This is a genomic window from Streptomyces sp. CBMA152 (genome assembly GCF_014596475.1).
Taxonomy (GTDB): domain Bacteria; phylum Actinomycetota; class Actinomycetes; order Streptomycetales; family Streptomycetaceae; genus Streptomyces.
The window spans coordinates 44,126-65,834 of record NZ_MECJ01000004.1 but is presented as its reverse complement, the minus strand read 5'-3'; the positions used below and the strand labels follow the sequence as shown (position 1 = coordinate 65,834).

Annotated in this window: 22 protein-coding genes; 9 read left to right on the top strand and 13 right to left on the bottom strand. The window is 73.4% G+C overall.

Going from position 1 to position 21,709, the window contains the following annotated elements; genetic code table 11:
- Positions 1–149: 149 nt before the first annotated feature.
- Positions 150–554 (bottom strand): hypothetical protein, encoded by a 405-nt coding sequence (locus BG418_RS04740; protein ID WP_188272407.1) that lies wholly within the window; start codon positions 552–554, stop codon positions 150–152.
- Positions 555–822: 268 nt separating this feature from the next.
- Between BG418_RS04740 and BG418_RS04735 the strand changes: the two genes are divergently transcribed.
- Together BG418_RS04735 and BG418_RS04730 are read left to right on the top strand one after the other, a co-directional pair.
- On the top strand, positions 823–1,593 hold the full coding sequence (locus BG418_RS04735; protein WP_188272406.1) for an MBL fold metallo-hydrolase: 771 nt from the start codon (positions 823–825) through the stop codon (positions 1,591–1,593).
- An 11-nt stretch (positions 1,594–1,604) separates the two neighbouring features.
- The gene (locus BG418_RS04730; protein ID WP_188272506.1) at positions 1,605–2,246 is read left to right on the top strand and encodes a DedA family protein; all 642 of its coding nucleotides are present in this window, start codon (positions 1,605–1,607) and stop codon (positions 2,244–2,246) included.
- 72 nt (positions 2,247–2,318) lie between these two features.
- Here BG418_RS04730 and BG418_RS04725 read toward each other — a convergent pair whose 3' ends face one another.
- The 3 genes from BG418_RS04725 to BG418_RS04715 all read right to left on the bottom strand — a co-directional run bounded on the left by BG418_RS04725 (position 2,319) and on the right by BG418_RS04715 (position 5,445).
- Positions 2,319–3,359 (bottom strand): MBL fold metallo-hydrolase, encoded by a 1,041-nt coding sequence (locus tag BG418_RS04725; RefSeq protein WP_188272405.1) that lies wholly within the window; start codon positions 3,357–3,359, stop codon positions 2,319–2,321.
- 43 nt (positions 3,360–3,402) lie between these two features.
- Positions 3,403–4,617 (bottom strand): aminotransferase class I/II-fold pyridoxal phosphate-dependent enzyme, encoded by a 1,215-nt coding sequence (locus BG418_RS04720; RefSeq protein WP_188272404.1) that lies wholly within the window; start codon positions 4,615–4,617, stop codon positions 3,403–3,405.
- A gap of 114 nt (positions 4,618–4,731) precedes the next feature.
- Positions 4,732–5,445, bottom strand: coding sequence for an ANTAR domain-containing response regulator (locus tag BG418_RS04715; RefSeq protein WP_188272403.1), 714 nt, complete (start codon positions 5,443–5,445; stop codon positions 4,732–4,734).
- A gap of 71 nt (positions 5,446–5,516) precedes the next feature.
- Between BG418_RS04715 and BG418_RS04710 the strand changes: the two genes are divergently transcribed.
- Complete coding sequence (locus BG418_RS04710; protein ID WP_188272402.1) at positions 5,517–6,719, top strand: PAS domain-containing protein; 1,203 nt, start codon at positions 5,517–5,519, stop codon at positions 6,717–6,719.
- Here BG418_RS04710 and BG418_RS04705 read toward each other — a convergent pair.
- A complete protein-coding gene (locus tag BG418_RS04705; RefSeq protein ID WP_188272401.1) occupies positions 6,628–7,464 on the bottom strand; it encodes an RNA polymerase sigma factor SigF in 837 nt (278 codons plus the stop codon). The two genes, BG418_RS04710 and BG418_RS04705, sit on opposite strands and share 92 nt — an antisense overlap.
- Positions 7,465–7,723: 259 nt before the next feature.
- On the opposite strand from BG418_RS04705, the gene BG418_RS04700 reads away from it, so the two are divergent.
- Entirely contained in the window at positions 7,724–8,200 is a 477-nt protein-coding gene (locus tag BG418_RS04700) for a CBS domain-containing protein (protein ID WP_188272400.1), read from the top strand.
- Positions 8,201–8,226: 26 nt separating this feature from the next.
- Here BG418_RS04700 and BG418_RS04695 read toward each other — a convergent pair whose 3' ends face one another.
- Complete coding sequence (locus tag BG418_RS04695; RefSeq protein ID WP_188272399.1) at positions 8,227–8,814, bottom strand: TIGR03086 family metal-binding protein; 588 nt, start codon at positions 8,812–8,814, stop codon at positions 8,227–8,229.
- A 229-nt stretch (positions 8,815–9,043) separates the two neighbouring features.
- On the opposite strand from BG418_RS04695, the gene BG418_RS04690 reads away from it, so the two are divergent.
- Positions 9,044–10,549 (top strand): bifunctional phosphatase PAP2/diacylglycerol kinase family protein, encoded by a 1,506-nt coding sequence (locus BG418_RS04690; RefSeq protein WP_188272398.1) that lies wholly within the window; start codon positions 9,044–9,046, stop codon positions 10,547–10,549.
- Between the two features lie 120 nt (positions 10,550–10,669).
- Here the strand turns inward: BG418_RS04690 and BG418_RS04685 are convergent, their stop codons facing one another.
- Entirely contained in the window at positions 10,670–11,431 is a 762-nt protein-coding gene (locus tag BG418_RS04685) for an MBL fold metallo-hydrolase (RefSeq protein WP_188272397.1), read from the bottom strand.
- A gap of 257 nt (positions 11,432–11,688) precedes the next feature.
- Here BG418_RS04685 and BG418_RS04680 point away from each other — a divergent pair, with 257 nt between their 5' ends.
- A complete protein-coding gene (locus tag BG418_RS04680) occupies positions 11,689–12,531 on the top strand; it encodes a methyltransferase domain-containing protein (protein ID WP_188272396.1) in 843 nt (280 codons plus the stop codon).
- A 115-nt stretch (positions 12,532–12,646) separates the two neighbouring features.
- Complete coding sequence (locus tag BG418_RS04675; RefSeq protein WP_188272395.1) at positions 12,647–12,997, top strand: VOC family protein; 351 nt, start codon at positions 12,647–12,649, stop codon at positions 12,995–12,997.
- Between the two features lie 22 nt (positions 12,998–13,019).
- Here BG418_RS04675 and BG418_RS04670 read toward each other — a convergent pair whose 3' ends face one another.
- The 4 genes from BG418_RS04670 to BG418_RS04655 all read right to left on the bottom strand — a co-directional run bounded on the left by BG418_RS04670 (position 13,020) and on the right by BG418_RS04655 (position 16,582).
- A complete protein-coding gene (locus BG418_RS04670) occupies positions 13,020–14,984 on the bottom strand; it encodes a DUF5107 domain-containing protein (RefSeq protein WP_188272394.1) in 1,965 nt (654 codons plus the stop codon).
- Positions 14,985–15,129: 145 nt separating this feature from the next.
- A complete protein-coding gene (locus BG418_RS04665; protein WP_188272393.1) occupies positions 15,130–15,696 on the bottom strand; it encodes a GNAT family N-acetyltransferase in 567 nt (188 codons plus the stop codon).
- A gap of 124 nt (positions 15,697–15,820) precedes the next feature.
- The gene (locus BG418_RS04660; RefSeq protein WP_188272392.1) at positions 15,821–16,258 is read right to left on the bottom strand and encodes a YdeI/OmpD-associated family protein; all 438 of its coding nucleotides are present in this window, start codon (positions 16,256–16,258) and stop codon (positions 15,821–15,823) included.
- Positions 16,259–16,333: 75 nt separating this feature from the next.
- Positions 16,334–16,582 (bottom strand): lipopolysaccharide assembly protein LapA domain-containing protein, encoded by a 249-nt coding sequence (locus BG418_RS04655; RefSeq protein ID WP_188272391.1) that lies wholly within the window; start codon positions 16,580–16,582, stop codon positions 16,334–16,336.
- Between the two features lie 178 nt (positions 16,583–16,760).
- On the opposite strand from BG418_RS04655, the gene BG418_RS04650 reads away from it, so the two are divergent.
- Complete coding sequence (locus BG418_RS04650) at positions 16,761–17,501, top strand: GntR family transcriptional regulator (protein WP_188272390.1); 741 nt, start codon at positions 16,761–16,763, stop codon at positions 17,499–17,501.
- Positions 17,502–17,654: 153 nt separating this feature from the next.
- Positions 17,655–18,746 carry an adenosine deaminase gene (locus BG418_RS04645; RefSeq protein WP_188272389.1) on the top strand — a complete coding sequence of 364 codons (1,092 nt, stop codon included), beginning with the start codon at positions 17,655–17,657 and terminating at the stop codon, positions 18,744–18,746.
- A gap of 21 nt (positions 18,747–18,767) precedes the next feature.
- Here BG418_RS04645 and BG418_RS04640 read toward each other — a convergent pair whose 3' ends face one another.
- Together BG418_RS04640 and BG418_RS04635 are read right to left on the bottom strand one after the other, a co-directional pair.
- Entirely contained in the window at positions 18,768–19,724 is a 957-nt protein-coding gene (locus tag BG418_RS04640; RefSeq protein WP_398997560.1) for an LD-carboxypeptidase, read from the bottom strand.
- On the bottom strand, positions 19,721–21,703 hold the full coding sequence (locus BG418_RS04635; protein WP_188272388.1) for a prolyl oligopeptidase family serine peptidase: 1,983 nt from the start codon (positions 21,701–21,703) through the stop codon (positions 19,721–19,723). The genes BG418_RS04640 and BG418_RS04635 overlap by 4 nt, the downstream gene beginning before the upstream one ends.
- Between the last annotated feature and the right edge of the window lie 6 nt (positions 21,704–21,709).

The following is a 21,709-nucleotide window of genomic DNA, read 5'->3' as shown; positions in this document are numbered from 1 at the left end:
CCGCCTGCCGCCATCGCCCTGTGCTCACGCCGCTCGTCACTGCCTCTCGCCTAGCCGTTCCCTCCCAGCGTGTCACAGGGACGGAAACCGGCCAGGGGCATTGTTTCCGCGCGGCGGTGTACCTGGAGACTTACGCGGCGGGGTGCGGCTCAGCAGCCGTCGTACCCCGCGGTCGGCATCGAGAGCCTGCGGTGGATGTGCGCCTTCTTGGCGGCGTCGTAGGACGGTTCGTCGAGCCCGGCCGTCTCCAGCCGGACCCCACGGCGCTCGCACTCGGCGGAGAACGCCGGCACCGACGTCAACGCCCGGGCGAGGACGCGCTCGTTGGGCGCGACGAAGACGTCCACCTGGCCCGCGTCCACGTCCGCCCACAGCCCCACGTGGTCGGGCCGCAGACCGTAGAAGAGCAACTGCCGGGTGACGACGTACCCCTTGTCGGCGGCCCAGCGCGCGCACATCTCGTGCTGGCTGCGGGTGTCGACCAGGAAGGGGTCCAGGTCCAGTTCCTCAAGTGGGGTCAGACTGGCGATCGCCGCCACTCGCACGTCACCCATGGCCGTCCCCCAAGCTTGGTCGTGGTGGTGACCCTACTCCTGGATCAGGGTGGCGAGGAGTATCCGCACGAGTGGCAGATCTTCCAGCCGTCCTGGGTCACCGCGAGAATCCCGCCGCAGCGCGGACACTGCTCGGAGTGCATGATCATGCCGGGCCGTCCCTTCGTGAACCCAAGGCCTACCCCGGGTCCCCTCCATTGCGCCCCACGACACTTAGGCTCGTACCCAACAGCGCGCGTGGTGGGTTTCGAGCGGAGGAGTTTTCCCGGTGCCGGTGGAGATCACCTGGTGGGGTCATGCCACCTGCACGGTCGAGGACTCCGGCGTACGGGTGCTCACGGATCCGCTCTTCGCACGGCGGCTCGCGCATCTGCGCCGCCGCCGGGGCGCGGTGCCGCCGCCCGAGGCGGCCGCCGCCGAGATCGTCCTCGTCTCGCATCTGCACTCCGACCATCTGCATCTGCCCTCCCTCGCACGCCTGGCGCCCGGCACCCGCCTGGTCGTGCCGCGCGGCGCGGTGCGGGCCGTGCCGGGTCTGACGAGGCTCGGCCTACGGCTCACCGAGGTGCGGCCCGGGGATCTGGTCGAGGCCGGTGACCTGCGGATACGGGTGGTGAGCGCGCACCACGACGGGCGGCGCCTCCCGTTCGGACCGCACCGCTCACCCGCGCTCGGCTATGTCATCGAGGGCCGGGCCCGCACCTACTTCGCCGGGGACACCGGGCTCTTCGACGAGATGGCGGACGAGGTCGGCCCGGTCGACGTGGCGCTGCTGCCGGTCGGCGGCTGGGGCCCGTTCCTCGGCCCCGGCCATCTGGACCCGGGCCGCGCCGCCCAGGCCCTCGCCCGGCTCGCGCCGCGCTCGGCGGTGCCGGTGCACTACGGCACGTACTGGCCGATCGGGCTCGACGGGGTCCGCCCGCATGAATTCCACGCGCCCGGCGACGACTTCGTACGCCACGCGGCACAGCTCGCGCCCGGCGTGGCGGTGCACCGGCTGCTGCACGGCGAGAGCGTACGGCCCGAGGTCGCCCGGTGATCGCCGCGTTCATGGCCCGGGCGGCGGGCCAGGTGCCGCCGGAGTCGACCCAGCAGGCGCTCGGCTATCCGTCCCTGTTCATCCTGGTCGTGCTCGGCTCACTGGTGCCCGTGGTACCGACGGGGGCGCTGGTGTCGACGGCCGCGGTGGTCGCCTTCCACCAGACGGCCTGGTTCTCGCTGCTGCTCGTCTTCGCGGTGGGCGCCTTCGCCGCGTTCCTCGGGGACATCGGCCTGTACTGGCTGGGGCAGCGCGGGGTGCGTTCGCGCAACGGGTCGCGCTGGCTGGCCGCGCTGCGCGACCGGGCGGCGCCGGACCGCCTGGAGCAGGCCCGGCGCAAGCTCGACGAGCACGGGGTGCCCGTCCTGATCCTGTCCCGGCTGGTACCGGCCGGCCGGATCCCGGTGATGCTGGCGTGCCTGCTCGGCGGCATGCCGCTGCGGACGTTCGTACGGGGCGATGTGCCCGCGTGCCTGGCCTGGGCCGGTGCGTACGGCCTGATCGGCATCCTGGGCGGCTCGCTCTTCCCCGAGCCGTGGCAGGGCGTGGTCGCCGCGGTCGCCCTGACGCTGCTGATCAGTGGGGGGCCTGCGGTGTGGCGGCGGATGCGGGGGCGGTCGCGGGACGAAACAGCCGAGCAGGCACCACGCTAGGGCGGGGTCGCTGAACACCCCCGTAAACAGGGGCAGTTGAGCGCCCCGCGAAGGAGTTCGCGTACGGCCTGGTCAAGCGGCCAGGACCCGTGACGAGCCCACCGGCAGGTCCCACAGGCCGTCGCGCGGTCTGCCCGTGCGCGCCCAGGCCGCCCTCACCCGGGCCAGTGGTTCGAGGACCGGCTCGGCGGAGAGGACGAACGTGCCCCAGTGCATCGGCGCCATCCGCCGCGCGCCCAGGTCCTCGCACGCCTGCACCGCCTCCTCCGGGTCGGCGTGCACGTCCCGCAGCCACCAGCGCGGCGCGTACGCCCCGATCGGAAGCAGCGCCAGGTCCAGCGCGGGGTGGCGGCGGCCGATCTCCTTGAACCAGTGGCCGTATCCGGTGTCGCCCGCGAAGTAGACGCGTCTGCCCCTGCGGTCCCCCAGGACCCAGCCGCCCCACAGCGAGCGGCAGGTGTCGGTCAGCGAGCGCTTGGACCAGTGATGGGCCGGGACGAACTCGAACCGGACGGGTTCCCGGCCCGGCACGTCGAGTTCGGCCGCCTCCCACCAGTCGAGCTCGGTGACCCGGGTGAACCGGCGCCGCCGGCACCAGCGGGCCAGGCCGGCCGGGACGAACAGCGGGGTGTGGCGCGGGAGTCGGCGCAGGGTGGGCGCGTCCAGGTGGTCGTAGTGGTTGTGGCTGATGACGACGGCGTCGACGGGCGGCAGGTCCTCCCAGCGGACGCCCACGGGGGTGAGCCGGGGCGGGGTGCCCAGGATGCGGCGGGACCAGACGGGGTCGGTCAGGACCGTGAGCCCGCCGATCCGCACCACCCAGCTGGCGTGCCCGGCCCAGGTGACCGCGACCGTGGCGGTGTCCACGGCGGGCAGCGGCCCGGGCGCGAACGGCAGCTCGGCGATGCCCCGCAGCCCCGCCGGGGACGGGCGCAGCGCACCTTCCCGGGCGAGGCGGGCCAGCGCGCGGACCCCGGGCAGCGGGTGGACGAGCCGGTCGGCGAACGACCGGGGCCAGTGGCGGAGCTCGCCGAGGGGGCGCGGGGGCTGTGCGGTGAGCGGTGGGGCCGGTGCCGGTGCCGTGAACTCGGCCTGTTCCGTCTGTTCCGTCATCCGGGCGGCTCCATTCGAGGGGACGGGGTCGTCACGGGGGTCGTCACAGCGCGTCGAGCGCGGACCCGAACGCCTCCAGCGCCTCGGCCACATGCGCCAGGGCCAGCGGGTCCGGCGCGTCCAGCACCTGGGCGCGCTGCTCCGGAGTCGATCCGAGCAGTGGGCCCGTGGCGAGCCGGACGCGCAGCGCGCCCAGTTCGTCGCCGAAGCGGTGGCCGCCGGGGGCGGGGGCGCCGAGCCGGGCGGTCAGGTACTCCTCCAGCTCCATCGAGTCGGTGACCCCGCGCGCGGCGAGCCGGGCCCGCAGCGGGCCGAGGTCGGCGTAGAGGTGGCGGCCCGCCTGCGGGGGCCGGGCGAAGGCCCCGGCCGCGAGGACCGCGCGATGGGCGGCCGCAGCGACCGCGCCGTGTACGGCGGCGGCCCGCCGGGTGCGTACGGCGACGGGATCCGGCTCGTTCAGGGCGTACGCGGCGGCCTCGGCGACCGGGCCCGCCATGACCGAGCCGAGTGCGGTGAGGACGTCGAGGGCGCGGGCGCGGCGCTGGACGCCGCGCTCGGTGGCCGGGAAGCGGGCGACGGCGGCGGGCCAGCCGGACGGGGTGAGCGCGCCCGCCAGATCGCTGAGGACGGTGACGTCGTCGGGGCACATCTCGGCCGGGCTGAACAGGACCGTGTCGTGCGGCCGGTGCAGGGTGTCGCGCCAGGTCTCGTCGCTGATGATGTGCAGCCCCTCGCCGACGGCCGCCTCGCACGCCTCCCGCATGGTCTCGGGCGGCGCGACCGTCGCGGTCGGGTCGTCGGCGACCGAGAGCACCAGGATCCTGGGCAGCCCGCCCTCCGCACGCACCCGGCGCACGGTCTCCAGGAGCGCGTACGGATCGGGCACGCCGCCGCATTCGGCCGGGGTGGGCACATGGTAGGCGGGCCGGCCGAGCAGCCGGGCCTGCGGTGTCCACCACGCCGGGCACGGGCGCGGCAGCAGGATGTCGCCCCCGTACGCCGCGAGCAGCGCGAACAGGAGCGGCTGGGCGCCGGGCGCGGCGGCCACCAGGTCGGGGTCGGCGCGCAGTCCGCGCCGCAGCCAGTAGCCGCAGGCGGCCGCACGCAGTTCGGCGCCGCCGCCGGGCGGTTCGGGGTCGGTGCGGCCGACGGCGCCCGCGAGAACGTCGGCCAGTTCGGGCAGGACGGGCAGCCCTGGGCCCGGCGCGGGCGGCCCGTAGCGGACGGGTCCACGGCCTTCCGCCACCGTCCCGTGCATGCGCCGCCTCCTTCGCGCCCCGCCGTCTCGGGCCCCTGAGCCCTTTATACGGAGGTTTGCTCGGCGGCGCCGCTCCGCATGCGTACGGAAGTGGGGCGGGCGGGACGCGCGGGGTCAGGCGGACGGGTGCAGGGCGGCCAGCTCGTCCTCAAGGCCGCGGCCCTTGGTGCGGACGACGCCCTCGGCGACCTCGGACAGCTTGCGGTTGGCGCGCTGCGACAGGCTGCGCAGCACGCCGAACGCGTCCTCGGCGCCACAGCCCAGGACATGCATCACGATGCCGCTGGCCTGGTCGATGACCGGGCGCGAGCGCAGTGCCGTCTCCAGTTGTTCGACCTCGGCGAGAGCCGCGTGGTAGCGGCGCTCGCGCACCAGGCGGGCCGTGGTCTCCTCGCCGAGGATGCCGATGACCGAGCGGGCGGCCTCGTCGAGGGGGCCGGGGCGGAAACTGTAGAGGCTGAGGGTGACCTCGATGCCGGAGCGGCGGAAGGGGAGGGTGACACAGGCCCGTACGCCCGATTCGAGGGCCAGCGCGCGGTATCCGGGCCAGCGGTCCTCGGTCAGCAGGTCCTCGCTGTCCACCGGCGCGCCGACGTCCAGCGCGGTCGGGATGGGCCCGTCGCCGCAGGCGAGCTGGACGGAGACGAGCGGCGCGAGGTCGGGGTGGGTGGCGGTGACCCGGCGCTCGGGTCCGCTGTCGGCGATGGTCGCGACGGCCCCGCACGTGGCGGGCGCGCAGCGCACCGACTGCTCGGCGAGTCGGGACAGCATGCGTACGGGGGTGGCGGATGCGGATTCCGGTCGTTGGCGTTCCGTCTCGTACAGCATGGAAGAACCTCCTGTACGGCGCCTTCCCGCTGGCGGGCCCGGGAAACGGCGGCACCGGCTAACTTGCTGGTATGACGCAGACGGCGGACGAATTCGGCGAGGAACTGGCGGACTTCGTCAGACGGGTCGGCGAGCTGCGCACCGCGCGCTCGCAAGGGGCCGGGGAGCATCTGACGGTCCTGGACGCGGCCCTGTTCGAACTCCAGCATGTGGCCGAGCAGTTGTGGCCCCGCTACGAGCAGTTCGTCACCGGCGCGGGCGCCGCGTCCGGCTCACCCGGCGACCGGCAGGAACGGCTGCTCCTCAAGGCGCTCTTCCAGCGGCTGCCGCTGCCGGTCCTCCTGGTCGACCGCGAAACGGTGGTCCGCAGGCTGAACTTCGCGGCGACCGGCCTCACCGGCACCCGGGCCGGATACGCGACCGGGCGGCCGCTCGCCGCGCTGCTGATGCCGGGCGACCGGGGCGCGTTCCGCTCGCAGGCCGCCGCCGTGGCGCGCGGCGACGGCGACCGCGGCCTGACCGTACGGCTCCAACAGCGGCCCGAGGAGCCGCTGTTGGCCACACTGACCGCGTTGCGCCCGCCGGACGAGCCGCACCCGGCGGTGCTCGTGGTGCTCCAGCCGGGGATATCCCGGGCGACGGCCGCCGCGCCGCCGCCCGAGCTGCCCGATCTCGCCGAGTCGACCCGGCACGCCGAACTCATGGACCTCATCGACACGATGGCGGGGGCGCTGCTGCGGCTGGCGCCCGGCGAGCGCGGCGAGATCCTGGACACGGCCGCCCGGGTGCTCTGCGGGCGCTTCGCCCAGTGGGTGGTCGCCGACCTGGTGGACGGCGGGCTGCGCCGGACCAGTGTGCTCGGCCCGGCCGCCCGCGAGTCCACCGCCCTGCGGCAGATGGTCGCCGCCCAGGACCCGGCCTCCTGCCCGCTCGTCGCGGAGGCGGCCCGGGCCGGGACGACCTCGCTCCAGGTGCAGCCCGAGGACACCGACGGCTTCGGCCACGACCCGGCCGGGGCACCCGTCCTCGCGCTCGCCGATGTGACGTCACTGCTGTGCGTACCGCTGGGGGCGCCCGGCCCCGTACAAGCAGTGCTGACGCTGTTCCGTACGGGCGCGGCGCGGCCGTTCTCGATGGCGGAGGGGCAGGCGATGGACGTGATGTCCCGCCATACCGCCCTTGCTATGCGGCGTCCCGCCGGGGCGGGCGACGACGATCGCGCGGAGCCTGGTCCCGAAGAGCCTGGTCCCGCAGCCGAGTGCAGCAGCGGGTGATCAGCCGGGAGACGTGCATCTGGGAGATGCCCAGGTCCTCGGCGATCCGGCTCTGTGTCATGTCGCGGAAGAACCGCATGTAGAGGATCTGCTGCTCCCTGGGCGGCAGTCGGCGCAGCCCCGGCTTGACCGCCTCGCGGTCGACGACGACGTCGAGCGCCGGATCGGGCGCGCCCAGCGAGTCGCCGAGGCTGAACCCGTCCTGTGCGCCCGGCAGTTCGGCGTCCAGGGAAAGCGCGGAGTAGCTGTCGAGGGCTTCGAGGCCGGCCTTGACCTCGTCCTCGGTCATCCCGGTGTGCGCGGCGAGCTCGGCGACCGAAGGGCTGTGGCCGCCGACGGTCTGGGCGAGCTCCTGGCGGGCGGCGCGGACCCGGCCGCGCAGGTCCTGCACCCGGCGCGGCACGTGCAGGGTCCACATGTGGTCGCGGAAGTGCCGTTTGAGCTCACCGGTGATGGTCGGCACGGCGAAGCTCTCGAACGCGGCCCCGCGCTCCGGGTCGTAGCGGTCGACGGCCTTCACCAGGCCGAGCGCCGCGACCTGGCGCAGGTCCTCGATGGACTCGCCCCGGTTGCGGAACCGACCGGCCAGCCGCTCGGCCATCGGCAGCCAGGCCCGGATCAGCTCCTGCCGCAGTGCCTCGCGTTCGGGCCCGTCGGGCAGGGCGATGAGGCGGGCGAAGGCGGCCGCGGTGTCGGGGGCGTCGTCGTGCGGGTGCTTCGCTGTGGCGTGTGCGTGAGTACGCATGCGGAACAGTCCCTCGAACGGTGGAATCGGATGGTTGTCACCGTGGGAAGGCCCGAACCGGGTGTGCGGCCGGGGCTCGGTCACGTCCGGAGCGGACAGCCGCTCCCACGGACGTGCCTCCGGTCCGAAGCACGGTAAGCGCATGCCCGGCGCCACCGGCTCCAAACACCCTTGTGTACGCGCATGGTTCGCCACGGGAGGGGTACTGCGCCGCGACAGGCCAAAAGGACGCGGCGAGACGGAGACGAGGCGGACAGCGATGGCACAGTACGTCCGGGAGGTCATGACGGCCGGCGTCACGGCGGTACGCCCCGACGCCTCGCTGGTGGAGGCGGCCCAGCTGATGCGCGCCCAGGACATCGGCGATGTGCTCGTCGCCAAGGGCGACAAACTGATCGGGGTGCTCACGGACCGGGACATCACCCTGCGCGCGGTGGCCGACGGGGTGGACCCGCTGACCGTCAACGTCCAGTCGGTGTGCACACCCTCACCGGTGTGCGTGGGGCCCGACGACGACTTGGACACGGCGGCACGGCTGATGCGGCGGCACGCGGTGCGCCGGCTGCCGGTGGTGCGCGACGGGTGCCCGCTGGGCATGGTGAGCCTCGGCGACGTGGCCGAGGCCCAGTCCCCGCGCTCCACGCTCGCCGCGATCAGCCGGGCCGCTCCGCAGACCTGGCCGGAGCGGCCCTCGCCGGGGTTCCGGCCGCAGCGCCTGGAACCCCCGCTCGACTGAAGAGATCTGAGGGAACGTCAGATTCGTCAGACCTCCCGGCCGAGCATGGCCAGGAGCCGGGTCTGCGCGTCGGCCGCTGCGGACACCTTCACCGGCGCGTGGAACATGCTCCTGGGCAGTTCGTCGGCGTACTGGCCGAACTCGCGCGCCGCCGCGTCCACCAGGGCGTCCGGCAGCCGCTCGTCGGCACCGATCGCCCGGGACAGGTCCCAGGCGTGCACCACCGCGTCCGCCACCATCTGCGAGCAGTACGCGGTGGTGGGCGTCTTTCCGTACGAGAGGTGGACCGTGCCGTCGAGCGCGCCGGGCCCCGCGAACGCGGCGAGCGCGGCGTCCTTGGCCGTGTCCCAGGCCGCGACCGGGGCGCTGCCGAGCACATCGCCGTCGAACGCGTCACCCACGTCGGCGAGGGAGCGGCCGTCGACCAACGGCACCACCCACAGCTGCTCGACGACCAGATGGTTGACGAGGTCCCTTACGGTCCAGTCGGTGCAGGGCGTGGGGAGGTCCCACTGGTCGGGCCGGACGGCGTGGACGCGGGCCCCGAAGAGGGTGAGGGCTTCGCGGTGGCGGTCGAGGAGCGGATCGCGGTCCGCGGCTGCGTGGGAATCCATGGGGCCACTCTCGCGAACGCGGCCGCGCGGCTCAAGCACTGATTGCGTCGCGGGGGCGCGGCTCAGGGGCTGATCGCGCTCCGGGTGCGCGGCTCGAACACCGACCGTGTCGCGGGCGCGCGGCTCACGGGCTTGTTGCGCCCCAGGCGCGCGGCTCAAGCACCGACAGCGCCCCGGGCGCACGGATGACGCGCTGATTGTGTCGGCCGCGGACGGGTACCCATGCGCCATGTCGTTTCCGGATTCCGTGCCGCACCCCCCGTCCGCCTGGCCCACCGGCCTCCCCCGCCGTCTCGACGCCCATGACCTGGCGCTGTTCCGGCTGGCCGCGGACCGGCGCTGGCCGGGGGCGCGGGCGGTGCTGCCGAGGCTGAGCCGGTCCGCCGACCACGGGCTGCTGTGGTTCGGCGTGGCCGCCGCGATGGCAGCCACCCGCTCGCCCCGGGCGCGCCGGGCCGCGCTGCGCGGGGTGGCCTCCCTCGCACTCGCCTCGGCAACCGTCAACACGGTGGCCAAGCGGTCGGTACGACGGCCCCGGCCGATACTGGAACTGGTGCCGCTGGTACGCCAGTTGAAGCGGCAGCCGATCACCACGTCCTTCCCGTCCGGGCACTCCGCCTCGGCGGCCGCCTTCGCGACGGGCGTCGCGCTTGAGTCCCGGGGCTGGGGCGCGGTGATGGCGCCGGTCGCGTTCTCGGTGGCCGCCTCCCGGGTGTACACGGGCGTGCACTATCCGGGTGACGTCCTGGTGGGCGCGGCCCTCGGCGTCGGCGCGGCCTTCGCGGTGCGCGGCCTCGTCCCCACCCGGCGCCAGTTGCCCACCCCGGGCCGCCCGCACGCGGACGCACCGGCACTGCCCGGCGGCAAGCACCTGGTGGTCGTGGTCAACGAAGCCTCCGGCACGGCCGCCGCCCAGGCCGCCGCCGTACGCGACGCACTGCCGCTGGCCGAGGTGATGGAGTGCGCGCCGCAGGACGTGACGGCGACCTTGGAGAAGGCGGCCCGACGCGGCCGCGCGCTCGGGGTCTGCGGCGGCGACGGAACGGTGAACCGGGCCGCCGCGGCCGCCGCCCAGCACGGCGTGCCGCTCGCCGTCTTCCCCGGCGGCACTCTCAACCACTTCGCCAAGGACCTGGGCATCGACGAGGTCCAGGACACCGCGCGGGCGCTGGCCTCGGGCGATGCCGTGAAGGTGGACCTCGGCCGGTTCACCCCCGGCCCGGACGGCGCCGCCGCCGGATACTTCGTCAACACGTTCAGCCTGGGCGTGTACCCGGAGCTGGTACGGCTGCGCGAGCACTGGTCGCCCCGCATCGGCAGCTGGGCGGCCGGGGTGCTCGCGGCGTACCGGGTCCTCGGCGGCGAACGCCCACTGGAGGCCGAACTGCACGGCAGCAGGCGCGCGTTGTGGCTCCTGTTCGCGGGCAACTGCCTCTACCAGCGCCTCGGCCCGGCCCCGGCCCGCCGCTTCGACCTGGCGGACGGACTGCTGGACGTCCGCGTGGTGCACGGCGGCCGACTGCCCGGCCTGCGCCTCCTCGCGGCCGCGCTGGCGGGCCCCCTCAGCCGCTCCCCCGCCCACGCGGCGGAACGCCTGCGCCGCCTCCACATCGAGGGCCTCTCCCCGGACACGCCGGTGGCGTACGACGGCGAAGTGACGCACGTACAGGGCGAGTTGCTGGTGGACAAACTCCCGGAGGCCCTTACGGTGTACCGCCCGCTGACACGTCCCTGACAGTGCCTTTTGTCGCCGCCGAGCGGGCTCGCGGCAATCCAATGCGGTCCCCCCGCACCTACAGGGGCGCGGGGAACTGCGCGACCAGCCCACGACGACCCGCAGTTGAAAACGCACCCGCTACCCGGTGAACACCTCACCCGGCTTCAGCAGCCGCAACCGGTCCCCCAGCCCCGCGCCGGCGAACGCCTCCGCCAAAGAATCCGCCCCTTCGCTGAAGTGCCCCCAGTGCTCGAAGTGGAGCGGCACCACATGCCGAGCCCCAAGGATCTGCGCGGCCTCGGCGGCAGCCTCGCTGGTCAGCGTAAGAGGCGCACCGTCAAAGAGCGGAGTACGCGCGGCCCCGGCAAAAAGCACGGCCACATCAATCGGCCCGAACCGCTCGGCAACGGCACGCACATGGTCGAGCGAGGCGTTGTCCCCGCTGACATACACCGTCGGCAACGCGTCACCGTGCAGCACAAACCCGGTGACCTCCCCCGCCAACGCCTCCGCCCCCTCGGGCCCGTGCAGCGCGGGCACCCCGGTGATCAACAGCCGCTCACCGAGCGAGTACGTCTCCCAATTGGCCAGCGGCGTCACGGCGTCCCCGAGCCGCGAGTGCGCGGCGGCCGTCGACAGAACCACCGGCACCCGGCTCAGATACGCCCGCCCGGACTCGTCCAGGTTGTCGGGATGCTGGTCGTGCGAGAGCAGAACGGCGTCCACCGCGCCCGTCTCGTCCGCCTCGATCGCCGGTCCGGCCGTCTTGACCAGCTTGCGGTCGGGGCCGATCGGATAGTCCCCCGGAGTGTCGAAGGTCGGATCGGTGACCAGTCGTATGCCGTCGATGTCCACGACGGCGGTGGGTCCGCCCACGTATCTGATCGAAACAACGCTCATCATGCCCTCCCAAGTGATCATTCCGGCTCGGCAGGGGTAACGCCCCAGACGCTACGGGTTGTTCCGGACCAGCGGTAGTGCCCACTGGTTCACCCACGGCCGCCCCGGAGCGCGCCGGGCTCGAACACCCGCGCCCATCCCGCGCATCAACGAGCGTTGTCCATATGGCGAAACACAGGTCTCACGATCCGACACGAGCACGTAGCGTTCACGTCACCGCACACCGACCGAGAGAACGTCGAGAGAGGGAGCCGGCCATGCCGTCGTCCACATCGCCCACGTCGTCCACGTCGTCCAAAGAGACCGCCGTCTACACCCACGGCCATCACGAGTCCGTGCTGCGCTCGCACCGCTGGCGCACCGCCGTCAACTCCGCCGCGTATCTGATCGGCGAACTCAAGCCTCACATGCAGGTCCTGGACATCGGCTGCGGCCCCGGCACCATCTCCGCCGACCTGGCCGCGCTGGTCCCCGACGGCCATGTCACCGCCGTCGACGCGGCGCCGGACATCGTCGAGCAGGCGCGTGCGCACGCCGCCGAAGCGGGGCGTACGAACATGTCGTTCGGCGTCGCCGACGTCCACGCGCTGGACTACCCGGACGACACGTTCTGCGTCGTCCACGCCCACCAGGTGCTGCAACACGTGGGCGACCCCGTCCAGGCGCTGCGCGAGATGCGGCGCGTCACCAAGCCCGGCGGCATCGTCGCGGCCCGAGACGCCGACTACGGCGCCTTCACCTGGTTCCCCGAAGTACCGGTCCTGGACGAGTGGCTGGACCTGTACCACCGGGTCGCCCGTACGAGTGGCGGCGAGCCCGACGCCGGACGACGGCTGCGGTCCTGGGCCAAGCAGGCCGGGTTCACCGACATCACCTCGACGGCGGCCACCTGGTGTTACGCCACCGACGACGAACGCACTTGGTGGAGCGAGCTGTGGGCCGAGCGCACGGTGGCCTCCTCGTACGCGCGCCTCGCGGTCGAGGGCGGCCACGCCACCGAGGCCGAGCTGGCCGCGATCGCGCACGGCTGGCGGGAGTGGGCCCGCGCCGACGACGCCTGGTTCATGGTCCCGCACGGCGAGATCCTCTGCCGCGTATGACGGTTCCCCGCGCCCCAAAGAGGCGCGGGGAACTGCGCGACCGGCCCAAGACGGCCCGCACGTGAATGACCGCACTCCCCACCGCACTTCCAGCGGAGCGCCTACGCTCGTACGTATGGAGATCCTCGGAACCACACTGCGCATCTGCGTCGACGACCTGGAGACCTCGGTGGTCTTCTACGAACGGCTCACGGCGAGCAAAGCCCTCCGGTTCGAGCGCGGCGGCGTCTCGGTCGCCGCGGTCGGCTGCTTCCTGCTGATGAGCGGTCCGGAGTCGGAGCTGGAGATCCTGCGCAAGGTGGCCGCGACGATCGCCGTGAAGGACGTGGACGACGCACACCGCACGCTCACGTCGGTGGGCGCCCGGGTCATCGCGGGCCCGGTCCCCACCCCGGTGGGCCGCAACCTGATCGCCGTGCACCCGGACGGGTCGGTCTTCGAGTACGTGGACCGCAAGTCGGTGTAATGGCACCCCAGTTGCTGGGCCGTTACTGAGGCCGCATCCGGTACGCGTACCGGTCCGGCAGTGGCTCGTCCGTGAGCCGGGACCACACCTCGTCCAGGATCTCGGCACCCTCCCGCAGGTCCGCCACCTCGAAGCCCTCGTCGAAGATCGCGCGGGCGGCCGCCGGGTCACCCTCCGCGAGCAACAGGCGCGCTTCGAGGAGCCGGAACGCGCCACGCGCTCGTACGGGCGGACGCAACCGGTCCCAGATCGCGCGGGCGTCGGCCGGGCGGTCCACCGCGAGCAGCGCCGTGATCGCCTCGCGGCCGAGCGCGGCGGTGGCGGCGGTCCAGTGGTCACCGTCGCGCCGCTCCTCGCAGAGGTCGTCGAACGCCTCGGCGTACTGGTCGGCGGCCCGGTCCGGGTTGCCCGTCAGCTGGTCGGCGACGGCCAGGCAGCGCAGCAACGGCCAGCGCGACGGCGCGAGTTGGAGTCCGCGCTCCCAGCTGCGCACCGCCTGGGCGCGGTCGCCCGCGTGCCACTGCGCGACCCCGAGGTGGTACTCGGTGAGCGGCGACGCGGGCGCCGTCTCCAGCATGTCCCGCCAGTGCGGGGCCACCAGGGTCGGCCCGGGCGGGGTCACCCGGCGCGGCTCGGGCAGCGCGCCCGCGTGCAGCAACTCCAGCCAGGGCGCCTGCTCCTCGCCGAGCGTCGACTCGGCGAACGGCGTCCCCGGCAGCTTCAGACCGCCCCGTACCACTTCGAGCGCGCCCCAGCCCGACCCGGTGGCCAGCGGTTCGCCGGGCTCGGTGTCGGCGTACGGACGCCAGGCCGCGTACGCCTCCTCGACCGCCGCTCGCGGCAGCACCGCCGCGAGCCGGTCGGCGACCTCGGTACGGGCCGCAGTCCAGTCGTCGCCGTGCACCAGCGCGGGGTCGGCGGCGAGCGGCCCGTACGCCTCCAGCCAGGCGAACTCCCCGCCGGCGTCCAGCGGAACATGCTCCAGCTGCGTGCGCGCCAGGCCCGCCTGGATCTCCGCGTAACCGGGCGTGCCGGGCTCGGTCAGCCACTGCTGCCAGCGCCGCCCGCCCCGGCCCGACCCCCACAGGAACAGCTTGCGGCCGCGCAGCAGATCGGTCGACGTCTGGACGAGACCGCGTCCGGCGCCGTCGAGCGCGGCGATCCAGCGGCGTTCGGTGTCCGGCACTTCGTAGAAGTAGTCGGCGGGGTACTCGCCGCGCAGCGGATACGTACGGTCGGCGCCCTCCCAGTGCGGCACCGGGACCCGCCGCAGGGTGCGCGCGTATCCGAAGTGCCAGGCCTCGTCGGCGGGGACGAGGACGCGGCCGTGCTCGTCCTCCGGCACGGCGATGTTGGACCACCAGTAAACGGGCACGGTCCGCTCGTGCGGATTGCGCAGCCGTACGCCCACGTAGAGGAAGTCGGAGTCCTCGGGGAGCCAGAGGTCCACCTGGAACGGCACGTCGCGCAGACGCTCCCACTCCCACAGGCGCAGCATCTCGCCGCCGTCCGGGGCGGTGACGACGGCCGCGTGCACGGGCGCGCAGGCCAGGGTGGTGTGGCCGGTGGCGCCGATGTTCCACTCGATGCCGCCGGAGAACCAGGCGCCGTTGAGCGCGAAGTCTGCGGGCTGCAACACCGGGTTGCGGTAGAGGAGTTCGCGTCCGGTCGGCTTGTGGAAGAGGGAGTGGATCCGCCCGCCGAACCCCGGCAGCACGGTGACGCGCAGCCGCTCGTTCTCGACGACGAGGGTGTCCAGGGCCGTGTCGGTGCGCTCCCGCCCGTATCCGTCGAGGATCCGCACCGGCAGGACCGTGCGCAGCGGCTCGTACCCGATCTGCCGCGCCATGTCGCGCGGCAGATCGGCGCGCGCTCTGTCGTCGAGAGTGTGGACCTCGTCCAGTGGCCGCAGCGGGGGCAGGGGGTTGGGCTGCCCCAACGGGGCGGCGGGCAGGGTCAGTACGGCGCGTCGCACGGTCGTGGCCAAGGCAACCTCATTCCCTCGCGCGGAACGGCCACCCGTCCTGCAGCCGCCCCCGTGACCATGGAACACGGCGGCCGGTGCGGTGACCAGAGGACGCCCTGGTCAGGATTGCGCAAAGGCGCCACGACTCCGGGTCATGGGTTACGGGTCAGGGGTTACCGGCTTCGGACTGCGGGCGGACCATCTCCGCTGTGATCGCCCAGCGTTCATGGTCGCGCCAGGCGCCGTCGATGAAGAGGAAGTCCGGCGAGAAGCCCTCCAGGCGGTAGCCGGCGCGCCGGACCAGGCCGACCGAGGCCACGTTGGCGGGCTGGATGTTCACTTCGAGCCGGTGCAGACCGAGCGTGCCGAACGCGTACCGGGTGACCAGGTCGAGCCCCTCGCTCATCAGCCCGCGCCCGGCGGCGTGCGCGAACGCGCCGTACCCCAACGCCCCGCACAGGAAGGCGCCTTGGACGATGTTGTTGATGTTGATGAACCCGGCGATCCGGCCGTCGTCCCGCGAACAGACCAGGAACCCCTGCTTCGTCGGGTCCTCTATCAACCGCCCCGCATACGTGGCGTACGCCTCGGGGTCGGCCGGCGGAAAGAGCCAGGGCGCGTGCAGACTCCGGCTCTCCCGCGCGAGCGCGGTGAACTCCGCCGCGTCGTCGTAGGCGAAGTACCGGATCCCGACGCGGGGCCCTTCGGCGAGATACGTGATCTTGTCAGGCATCGGGTCAGGGTACTGGCCGGGTGGGGCAATCGGGCACGGGATTCGGGGCGGCGGATTTCGGGAACGCCGCCCGGGTTCACCTGCTACTGACGGCGAAGGCCGCCCGGCCGTCGCCCGCCGCTGATCACTTGCCCCGGAGCGACTCGACCATCTTGTCGATGCGCCGCTGCCGCGTCTCCGGGCTCTTGGCGCTCTCGATCTCGCCCACCTGCTTGCGCTTGAGACTGAAGGCCATACGGTCGTACGCCCCGCGCAGCCCGGGCTCGGCGTCCAGCGCGGCGGCGAGGTCCGCCGGTGCCTCCACGACGCGCGGCTCGTCGTCGAGCTGGAGGTCGACCTCGATCTCCTCGCCGAGGTCGACGCCGCTGGCCTCGCGGTTGGCCGCGCTGATGCCGATGAGGATCTGGCCGCGCATCGCGGCGACCCGGGTGCGCCAGGAGTGGCCGTTGATCGCGACCACGACCGGCGGCCGCTTGCCCTGCCCGAGGTCGTCGATGACCTGCTGCGGCACCTCGACCCCCAGGGCGTTCCCGGACGGGATGACCGTGGCCTTGAACTTCATGCTCGCTCTCCTCGTCACTGTGCCGCGTGGTGGCCGTGCCGTGTCAACTGGCCACGATATACCGGACGTTGACGATCACTTGGCCCGCCGTCTCATGAAGTAGCCGCCGCAGATGACCCCCACCACGAAAACGGCGAGCAGGGCCAGATAGAGCGGCATGGAGACTTCGGGGATCAGCAGGCGGATCTTGACCTGCCGGGTGTTCTCGAAGATGAAGATCAGGGCGAGCACCCCGATCACGATGACCGTGATGCGGGCCGGGGTGAGGGCACCGCCGAACCGTGTACCGGCCTTCGTGCCGCCCGACGCGTCCTTGGGGCTCATGACCCGGCCCTTTCTGGGGATGGCGTCACCCCCTTCCGGCCAGGATGAGCGCAAGGGCGGCGGGACGACCGGCGGGGCGGGCCGGACGGGTGAGTCGCACAGGGCGGGGCCTGGGGTGAGGCCGGGTCGCCCGCCACCCGCCTTGTCAGACAAGTGGCCATCACGCCATGCTTGCCCCATGGCAGTCAGCGGACAGCAGCGCAGGCCGGTCGTCGTCCTGTACGAGCGGATCGCCGACGCGATTCACGACGGTACGTACCCGCCCGGCTCCACCCTCCCCTCCGAGCCCCGGCTCGCGGCCGAGCTGGGAGTGAGCCGCCCCGCGCTGCGCGAGGCGCTGCTGCTGCTCCAGGAGGACGGGCTGCTCACGGTGCGCCGGGGTGTGGGGCGGACCGTGAACGACCGGCCGCCCCGGCGCGGCTTCGAGCAGCTCCAGCCGTTGGAGGAACTGGTCGGCGGGGGCGGCGTCGTACACGTACGGGCGCTGCTGCGCAGTGTCGAGGAACCGACCGACTTCAGCACCCAGCATCTGCTGCCGACGGCCGGGGCCGAGCTGCGGTTCTGGGAGTCGGTGCTGGTGGCGGACGGTACGCCGGTCGCGCTCAGCCATGAGTGGGCCGCCCCGGAGTCCGTACTGGAACGCACGCATCCGGCGTTCCTGACCGCGCTCGGGGACGGGGCGCCGTCGTCCATGCTGGCGGTACTGGCGGGTGCGTCGCGGGGTGTGCCGCTGAGCGCGCACAGTGGGATCACGGCGACGCTGCTCGGCCGTCGCCGGGGCGACCAACTCTCCCGCCCGGCGGACACCCCGGCGGTCCTGATCACCCAGGTCGTCCGCCTGGACGGCACCCCGATCCTGGCGGCCAAACACATGCTCCCTACGGGTGCACCGGCGCTGCCTGTGCTGCAGAGCAACTGATTCCCCGCGCCCCTGGGAGGGCCCGAAGGGCCCGTCAAGGGGCGCGGGGAACTGCGCGAGCAACCCAGCACGGTCCGCAGCCGACACGCACCGCACCCCGCACAAGCGGAGGCCGCACAGCCGCGGCCAAAAGGGGCTGTACACTCCTCCGTCATGCACTTGTCTGACAACCCCGCCGCCGCCCCCGTCGCCGACTGGATACGCCGCGCGCCCAAGGCCGTCCTCCACGACCACCTCGACGGTGGGCTGCGGCCCGCGACGATCGTCGAACTGGCCCGCGCGTGCGGGTACGAGGGTCTGCCGACCGAGGACCCGGCCGCCCTCGCCGTCTGGTTCCGCGACGCCGCCGACTCGGGCTCCCTGGAGCGCTACCTGGAGACCTTCGCCCACACCTGCGCGGTGATGCAGACCCGCGAGGCGCTGGAGCGGATCGCGGCGGAGTGCGCCGAGGACCTGGCGGCGGACGGTGTCGTCTACGCGGAGGTGCGGTACGCCCCCGAGCAGCACCTGGAGCGCGGGCTCACCCTCGACGAGGTCGTCGACGCGGTGAACGCCGGATTCCGCGAGGGCGAGCGCCGCACCGGCGGCCGGATCACCGTCCGCGCCCTGCTCACCGGCATGCGCCACACCGACCGCTCGCTGGAGATCGCCGAACTGACCGTCGCCCACCGCGACCGTGGCGTGGCGGGCTTCGACATCGCGGGCGGCGAGATCGGCAACCCGCCGGCCCGCCACCTCCCGGCCTTCCAGCACCTGAAGCGGTCGAACTGCCACTTCACCATCCACGCGGGCGAGGCCGTCGGCGCCGAGTCGATCCACGAGGCCGTGCAGATCTGCGGCGCCGAGCGCGTCGGCCACGGTGTGCGGATCACCGACGACATCACGGTGCACGACGACGGCACGGCCGACCTCGGCCACCTCGCCTCGTACCTGCGCGACAACGCCATCGCGCTGGAGGTCTGCCCGACCTCCAACCTCCAGACGGGCGCCGCGAAGGACTACGCCTCGCACCCCATCGACCTGCTGCGCCGCCTCGGCTTCCGGGTCACCCTGAACACCGACAACCGTCTGGTCTCCGGCACCACCATGAGCGAGGAGTTCCAGCACATGGTGGACGCCTTCGGCTACGGCCCCGAGGTGTTCGAGCAGTTCACCGTCGCCGCCGTCGAGGCCGCGTTCCTGCCGCTGCCGGAGCGCCGCCGCATCATCGACGAGCTGATCCGCCCGGGGTACGCCGCTCTCTGAGCCGGTAGCACCCCGTAACAGCTACGCCAGCGCGGGCACCTCCAGAGTGAGCGTGCCCGCGTCGGCGTCCAGCAGCGCGGGCACGCCGAGCGGCATGGTGAGCGACGTGGCGCAGTGCCCGAAGCCGAAGTGCTCGACGACCGGGACGCCCAGCCCGGCCAGCCGCTCGTACAGCACGGCCCGCACCCGCTCGTACGGCCCGCACTCCTCCCAGGAGCCGAGCGCGACCCCAGCGACACAGTCCAGCCACCCCGAGCGCAGCAGCTGGGTGAGCAGCCGGTCGATCCGGTAGTCGTCCTCGCCGACGTCCTCGATCAGCAGCAGCCCGCCGCGCGCCGACGCCCGGGCGAACGGGGTCGCGAGGTCGGAGGCGAGCAGGGCGAGGCAGCCGCCGAGGGTGACCCCGCGCGCCCGGCCGGGTATCAGCGGACCTGCCGTCCCCGCGCCGATCACCATCGCCGCCTCGGGCTCGAACAGGGTGGTGCGCAGATGCCGCTGCGTGTCGTCGTCCTTGAGGAACGTGGCGGCCGACACCAGTGGCCCGTAGAGCGTGGCGAGCCCCATCCGTACAGCGAACGCCTCGTGCAGTACGGTCGCGTCGCTGTAGCCGACGAACACCTTGGGCCCGGCCGCGCGTATCGCCGTCCAGTCGAGCAGATCCACCATGCGCTGGGCCCCGTAGCCACCGCGCGCGCAGAGCACCGCGTCGATGCCCGGGTCGCACCACGCCTCCTGGAAGTCCCGCGCCCGGTCCTCGTCACCGCTCGCGAGATACCTGAACTCCGGGTGCCGGCCGCGCACATGGGGCATCACGACCGGGTCCAGGTCCCAGCCCCGCAGGATGTCGAGCCCGGCGTCCAGGCGCTCGTCCACCACCGGTCCGCTGGGCGCGACCACGGCGACCCGGGCGCCCGGGCGCAGCCGCGCGGGCCGGGTGAGTGGCGTGAGCGGGTTCAGGGGGTCGTGCGTCAGGGTCACTTCTTGAGCTCCAGAAGGGGTACGTCGGGTCGGTCGATCCCGAACGTCTGGGCGTACAGGGACAGTTCGGCCTCCAGGGCGCGGATCATGGTGTCGGCCCGGCGGAAGCCATGGCCCTCGCCCTCGAAGGCGATGAACGCGTGCGGTATGCCGCGCCCCGCCATCGCCGCCAGGAACCGCTCGCTCTGGACGGGTCGGCAGATCACGTCGTCGAGCCCCTGGAGCAGCAGGAACGGCGCGCTGATCCGATGGGCGTGGGTGATCGGCGAGCGGTCGGCGTACCGGCCGGGGTATTCGGCGGCGGGCCCGATCAGCGACTCCATGTACTGCGACTCGAAGTCGTGCGTACCGGTGTCCGAGGACCAGTCCGTGAGGTCGAGGACCGGGTAGATCACCGTGGCGCAGGCGTAGACGTCGGTGGTGGCGAGCGAGGCGGCGGAGGTCCAGCCGCCCGCGCTGCCGCCGCGGATCGCGAGCCGCCGGGGGTCGGCGGTGCCCTCGTCGGCGAGCGCCTTCGCGACCGCCGCGCAGTCCTCGACGTCGACGACGCCCCACTGCTCGCGCAGCCGGTCGCGGTACTCCCGTCCGTAGCCGGTGGAGCCGCCGTAGTTGACCTCGACGACGCCGATGCCCCGCGAGGTGAAGTAGGCGATCTCCAGGTCGAGGACGAGCTGGGCCTGGCCGGTCGGGCCGCCGTGGACCCGGATCACATACGGCGGCAGCTCGTCGGCGGGCGCCGCCCGGCCGGGGTGGTGCGGCGGGTAGAGCAGCGCGTGGACCTCCCGGCCGCCGGGCCCGGCGAAGGTGCGGATCTGGGGTTCCGGGTAGTACGCCGGGTCCACCGGGTCGTCGTGCCCGCACCCGATGACCCGGGTGCGGCCCGAGCGGGTGTCCAGCTCGACCACTTCGGGCGCGGTGCGCGGGCTGGCGGCGACGCCGACGACCCGGCTGCCGTGCACGGCCAGCGTGCAGTGCCAGGCCGTCCAGGGCCCGGCCGCGTCGACCACTTCACCGGTCTCCGGGTCCAGGATGCCGAGGGCGGTCGCGCCCTTGCCGTGGACGACCGCGATCAGTCCGTTCTCCAGCGGGTGGAACCAGCAGCGGCCGATCTGCCAGAGCGGCCCGGCGAACTCCTCCTCGCGCGCGCAGAGCGCGATCGCTTCCCCGTCGGGTCCGGCCTGGTAGAGGTTCCACCAGCCGGAGCGGTCGGAGGCGAAGAGCAGCCGTCCGTCGGCGGTCCACTCGACCTGGGCCACGGACTCCTCGGGCCCACCGGCGATGGCCCGTGCCCGCCGGAACACCCCGTCGCCGTCCACGTCGGCCACGAGGGCCTCGGTGCCGTCCCACGGCATGCTCGGGTGGTCCCAGGCGAGCCAGGCCGCCTGCCGCCCGTCCGGCGAGAGCCGGGGGCCGGTGACGAACTGGTGCCGCCCGTCGGACAGTTCCCGCACCCGGCTCCGGTCCTCGGCGGCCGAGCCGTCCAGGGGCACGGCCGCGATCACCCGCCGTACGTCCGTCGGCGCCTCGCCCGTGAACTCCTCCAGGACGCACCACACTTCGCCCCGGTCCACGAGGACGACGGGGTCGGCCCAGCGCAGCCCTTCGCCGACCGCCGAGAGCGGGGTGAGCGGCCGGGGCGCGGCGGTGCTGTTCGGCTCGTACGCGTAGAGGCGCTGGTCGGTGAAGTGGGCGAAGACCACCAGTGGTCCCTCGGCGCCGCGCTCGGCCCCGGCCCAGGGGCGGCCGCCGTATTCGATCACCCGCGACCGTACGTTCCACGGCGCCGGCAGTACCGACTCCGCCTCGCCGTCCGGTCTGCGCCGCATCAGGGCGCGGCGGCCGCCCTCGACGGGACGCGGCTCGGTCCACCACACCTCGTCGCCGACCACCCCGACCCACTCGGGCATGCCGTCGTGCGCGGCGGCGAGCCGGGCGTCGATGGGCGACGGCCAGGTTCCGTAGGCCCCCATGGGCACCATGTCGTC

Excerpts from the sequence above, each read along its gene's own strand:
- BG418_RS04730 (WP_188272506.1), top strand. The coding sequence starts at position 1,605 with ATGGCCCGGGCGGCGGGCCAGGTGCCGCCGGAGTCGACCCAGCAGGCG.
- BG418_RS04710 (WP_188272402.1), top strand. The coding sequence starts at position 5,517 with ATGACGCAGACGGCGGACGAATTCGGCGAGGAACTGGCGGACTTCGTC.
- BG418_RS04635 (WP_188272388.1), bottom strand. The coding sequence starts at position 21,703 with ATGGTGCCCATGGGGGCCTACGGAACCTGGCCGTCGCCCATCGACGCC.
- BG418_RS04675 (WP_188272395.1), top strand. The coding sequence starts at position 12,647 with ATGGAGATCCTCGGAACCACACTGCGCATCTGCGTCGACGACCTGGAG.
- BG418_RS04720 (WP_188272404.1), bottom strand. The coding sequence starts at position 4,617 with ATGCACGGGACGGTGGCGGAAGGCCGTGGACCCGTCCGCTACGGGCCG.
- BG418_RS04645 (WP_188272389.1), top strand. The coding sequence starts at position 17,655 with ATGCACTTGTCTGACAACCCCGCCGCCGCCCCCGTCGCCGACTGGATA.
- BG418_RS04660 (WP_188272392.1), bottom strand. The coding sequence starts at position 16,258 with ATGAAGTTCAAGGCCACGGTCATCCCGTCCGGGAACGCCCTGGGGGTC.
- BG418_RS04665 (WP_188272393.1), bottom strand. The coding sequence starts at position 15,696 with ATGCCTGACAAGATCACGTATCTCGCCGAAGGGCCCCGCGTCGGGATC.
- BG418_RS04680 (WP_188272396.1), top strand. The coding sequence starts at position 11,689 with ATGCCGTCGTCCACATCGCCCACGTCGTCCACGTCGTCCAAAGAGACC.
- BG418_RS04695 (WP_188272399.1), bottom strand. The coding sequence starts at position 8,814 with ATGGATTCCCACGCAGCCGCGGACCGCGATCCGCTCCTCGACCGCCAC.
- BG418_RS04685 (WP_188272397.1), bottom strand. The coding sequence starts at position 11,431 with ATGAGCGTTGTTTCGATCAGATACGTGGGCGGACCCACCGCCGTCGTG.
- BG418_RS04690 (WP_188272398.1), top strand. The coding sequence starts at position 9,044 with ATGTCGTTTCCGGATTCCGTGCCGCACCCCCCGTCCGCCTGGCCCACC.
- BG418_RS04655 (WP_188272391.1), bottom strand. The coding sequence starts at position 16,582 with ATGAGCCCCAAGGACGCGTCGGGCGGCACGAAGGCCGGTACACGGTTC.
- BG418_RS04740 (WP_188272407.1), bottom strand. The coding sequence starts at position 554 with ATGGGTGACGTGCGAGTGGCGGCGATCGCCAGTCTGACCCCACTTGAG.
- BG418_RS04725 (WP_188272405.1), bottom strand. The coding sequence starts at position 3,359 with ATGACGGAACAGACGGAACAGGCCGAGTTCACGGCACCGGCACCGGCC.
- BG418_RS04700 (WP_188272400.1), top strand. The coding sequence starts at position 7,724 with ATGGCACAGTACGTCCGGGAGGTCATGACGGCCGGCGTCACGGCGGTA.
- BG418_RS04715 (WP_188272403.1), bottom strand. The coding sequence starts at position 5,445 with ATGCTGTACGAGACGGAACGCCAACGACCGGAATCCGCATCCGCCACC.
- BG418_RS04650 (WP_188272390.1), top strand. The coding sequence starts at position 16,761 with ATGGCAGTCAGCGGACAGCAGCGCAGGCCGGTCGTCGTCCTGTACGAG.
- BG418_RS04705 (WP_188272401.1), bottom strand. The coding sequence starts at position 7,464 with ATGCGTACTCACGCACACGCCACAGCGAAGCACCCGCACGACGACGCC.